Here is a 3,824-nt window from a genome sequence, read left to right on the forward strand (position 1 = left end):
CCGCCGCGGCAAAGGCAGCCTGCGCCACGGCCATGCCGCGTGCCCGCAGGGCCGCGATTTCACTGACCAGCACCACACCGTTGAGGATTGCCACACCGAACAGCGCGATAAAACCAATCCCCGCCGAAATGCTGAACGGCAGGCCGCGCACCGTCAGCGCCACAACGCCGCCGGTTGCCGCCACCGGCAGGTTGATGAAAACCAGAAGTGCTGGCCGCACCGCGCCAAAGGCCACCACCAGCAATGCGAAAATCAGGCCAAGGGCAATGGGCAGCACGATTTCCAGCCGCAGCACCGCCGATTGCAGGTTACGGAACTGCCCGTCCCACTGCACGGTGTAGCCGGCCGGCAGTTTCACGTCCCGCGCCACGCGGGCCTGTGCTTCGGCCACGTACCCCGCCAGGTCACGCCCGCGCACATTGGCCTGCACCACCATGCGCCGCCGCACGCCATCGCGGCTTATGCGCGGCGGGCTATCGACTTCATGTACATGCGCTACCTGTGACAGCAGGACATGCCCCTGTCCGTCCATCCGCCGGACCTGCAGCGCGCCGATTGCGGCCGCCGAGATCACGCGCCTCGGGTCAAGGCGGACCTGCGTGCTGATGATGGCACTGTCCACGATCACCGGCCTTGTGCCGATATGCCCGCCCACGGCTTCCACCGTATCCAGAATGTCCTGCACCGCCACATTGCGGCTGGCAGCCTGCGTGCGGTCAATGTCAGCCACGATCAGCGGCACGGTGCCATCGCCCGCCGCCGCCACGTCCGCCGCACCCTTCACGCCCGACATCGCCACCACCACCCGGTCGCCCAGATCGGCCAGCTTCGTCAGGTCATCGCCAAAGATCGAAACGGCGATCTGCGTCCTGACACCCGACAGCAGGTCGTCCATACGCATCTGTACCGGCTGGCTCCATGAATACAGCGCGTCAGGCAGTTCACGCCGCAGGGTGTCATCCATCGCGGCCACAAGCCCGGCCTGCGTGCGGGCGGTCTTCCAGGTGGCGGGCGGGGTGAGGAAGATGAAGCTGTCGGTCTCGTTCACGCCCATCGGGTCGGTGGGGATGGCGGACGTGCCGGTATTGCTGACCACCGCCTTCACTTCGGGGAAGCGGCGCAGGATCTGCTCCTGTTTCGTGACCGAAGCCAGCACGGTGTCGAGCGAAGCCGAAGGCAGCCGCGTGGTGGTGACGGCAAGTGCGCCCTCATCAAGCTGCGGAATGAACTCACCGCCCAGCCGCATCGCGAGCCCCGCCGAGATGGCCAGCACCGCCAGCGTACCGCCAAACAGGATACGTGGATGGGCCTCCCCCCATGTCACCATATGGGTATAGGGGCGGCGCATGAAGGCGATCAGCCGCGTATCCCCCGCAGGCCGCACGTCCCCCAGCGCCAGGGCCGCAAGAACTGGCACGCAGATGAAGCAGTACGCAAGCGACGCCAGCAGCGCCATGATGACCGTCTGTGCCATGGGGCGGAACATGTGTCCCTCGATCCCCTGCAGGGTCAGGATGGGCAGGTAGACCATGATGATGACCAGTATGGCGAACCCCACCGGACGCATGACCTGCTGCATGGACGAGATGATCAGCGGGATGAATTCCGCCCCCGGTTCTTCCTCCCGCCGCGACAGGACATGTTCGATCACCACCAGCGAGCCATCGACGATCATGCCGAAATCAATCGCGCCAAGGCTGAGCAGGTTGGCCGAGATGCCGAACTGCCGCATCCCCGCCATGGTGCAGACGAGGGCGACCGGAATGACCGAGGCAATGACCAGCGCCGCCTGCCAGCTTCCGATCACCACCACCAGTACGCCCACCACCAGCACCGCCCCCATAACCAGGTTGTCGCGCACGGTGGCAATGGTCTGCCCGGTCAGGGTGGCGCGGGTGTAATAGGGTTCGATTGTAACCCCCGAGGGCAGCGCCTGTCTGATACGCGGCAGGGCGCGGTCTATCGCGGCAAGGGTGGCGTTAGAACTGGCCCCGCTTTCCATCATCACCACGCCGATCACGATCTCGCCCTGCCCGTCACGCGTTACCGCCCCCAGCCGGGTCCGTGCGCCCGTGGTGATGCGCCCGAGGTCGCGCAGCCGCACCGCCGAACCATCGGCGTTGGTCCGCACGGCGATATTGCCAAAATCCGCAAGGCTTGCAACCAGCCCGCGCCCGACCACGCTCTGCTGTTCGGCATGGTGGGTGATCCACCCGCCGCCGGACGCAGCGTTACCGGCATCCACCGCGCGATAGACCTCGCCCACCGACACGTTGGCCCCGATCAACCGCGCGGGATCCAGCGTCACCTCATAGGTTTCTTCCGCGCCCCCATTGACGTTGACATCCACCACGCCGGGGACAAGGCGCATCTGCGGCACCACGGTCCAGTTCATGATGCGGTTTAGGTCCATGAGCGAGCGCCCGGCGCCACGGATCTGGAACTGCATGATCTCACCCATGCCCGTGGCCAGCGGTCCCATGCTGACGGTAACGCCGGGCATGGATATGTTTGCGCGCGCCTGCTGTATGCGCTCGTTTACACGGGTGCGGTCCAGGTTGAGGTCGGTCCCGTCGGCAAACTGCACATACACCACCGACACCCCGCCACGGGAGACGGAGCGCAGGTCGGTCATGCCGGGAATACCGGTCATGCTGGCCTCGACGGGAAAGGTGATGAGCTTCTCCACCTCTTCCGTCGCGAGGCCGGGGGCCACGACCGAGACGAGGACCTGTTTGGGCGAAATATCAGGCACCGCCTCCACCGGCAGACCCAGAACCGCCATGATGCCAGCCGCCAGCAGCAGGCCAAGCCCGCCGAGCACCAGCATGCGCGCGCGCAGCAGGGCCTCGAGATACCTGCGCGTCATCAGTCCGCGTCCATCCCGGCAAGGCCGATGACCGAACGCAGGGCGAAGCTGCCGTGGCCCACGACCGGCTCGCCCTCTTTCAGGCCGGAGCGGATGACCGCCTGCCGCCCGTCATCCAGCGCCACATCGACCACGACGGGGCGGTAATCGGTTACGCTCACCCGCACGAACACGACGCTACGCCCATCAATGCGCTGGATGGCTTCGGACGGCACGACAATACCCGCCACGCTATCACGCTGCGCCAGCGTGGCATCCAGCACCATGCCGGGCATCAGCGCGCTGTTGGGGTTGACAACACTGCTTATGACCCGGACCAGTCCGGTCAGCGGGCTGGCCATGCCATCCACCGTGTCGATGCGCGATATCACCGGGCCACTGGCCACCTGTGTCACCTGCTGGCCACCCGGTGCGATCCGTGCGGCCTGATCGGGTGCTATATCCGATATGATCCAGACATGGGACAGGTCGGCCACGGTGGCCACGTCCATGGTCGGATCCACGTCGCCTGCCACTGACGTACCGATCGTCTGCACCATGCCATCGACCGGGGAAATCAGGGTGGAGGTTTCATCTTCTGTACCCCGGCTGTCCTGTTCCGATGGCGAATTGAACTCCTCGGCAAAGCGGTGGCCCAGCGTGTCCATGTCCGCCTGTCGCGCGCGCAGGCTGGCGTCCGCCTGCGCCAGCGCGTCCTGCCTGCGGCGCAGTTCGGCCATGGATATACTCTCGCCCGCCAGTGCCCTTGCCCGCTGCACCGCGCCCGCCGCATCGGCTTGGGCGGCGACAGCGGCCGTGAGCGCCGCGCGCATCTGAACGGCCTGCAGGCGCGCGACATGCAGGGAATGATCCTGATAGCGCACCAGTGCCTGCCCGCGCGCGACATGCATGCCCGGCTGGACCGGCACCGCCAGCACCTTGCCACTGCCCGCCGGGTGGATATGCACGACCCGCG

2 protein-coding genes are annotated in these 3,824 nt (G+C 66.3%); both read right to left on the minus strand.

All coding sequences use genetic code 11. The annotated features are described in order from the left end of the window. On the minus strand, positions 1-2,869 hold a 2,869-nt coding region (locus DY926_RS16465), incomplete at its 3' end, for an efflux RND transporter permease subunit (RefSeq protein WP_148707839.1). Continuing rightward, a partial coding sequence (locus DY926_RS16470) for an efflux RND transporter periplasmic adaptor subunit (protein WP_148707840.1) occupies positions 2,869-3,824 on the minus strand: 956 nt, incomplete at its 5' end. The genes DY926_RS16465 and DY926_RS16470, both read right to left, overlap by 1 nt.

It is taken from the genome of Komagataeibacter melaceti, from assembly GCF_003403295.1.
Taxonomy (GTDB): domain Bacteria; phylum Pseudomonadota; class Alphaproteobacteria; order Acetobacterales; family Acetobacteraceae; genus Komagataeibacter; species Komagataeibacter melaceti.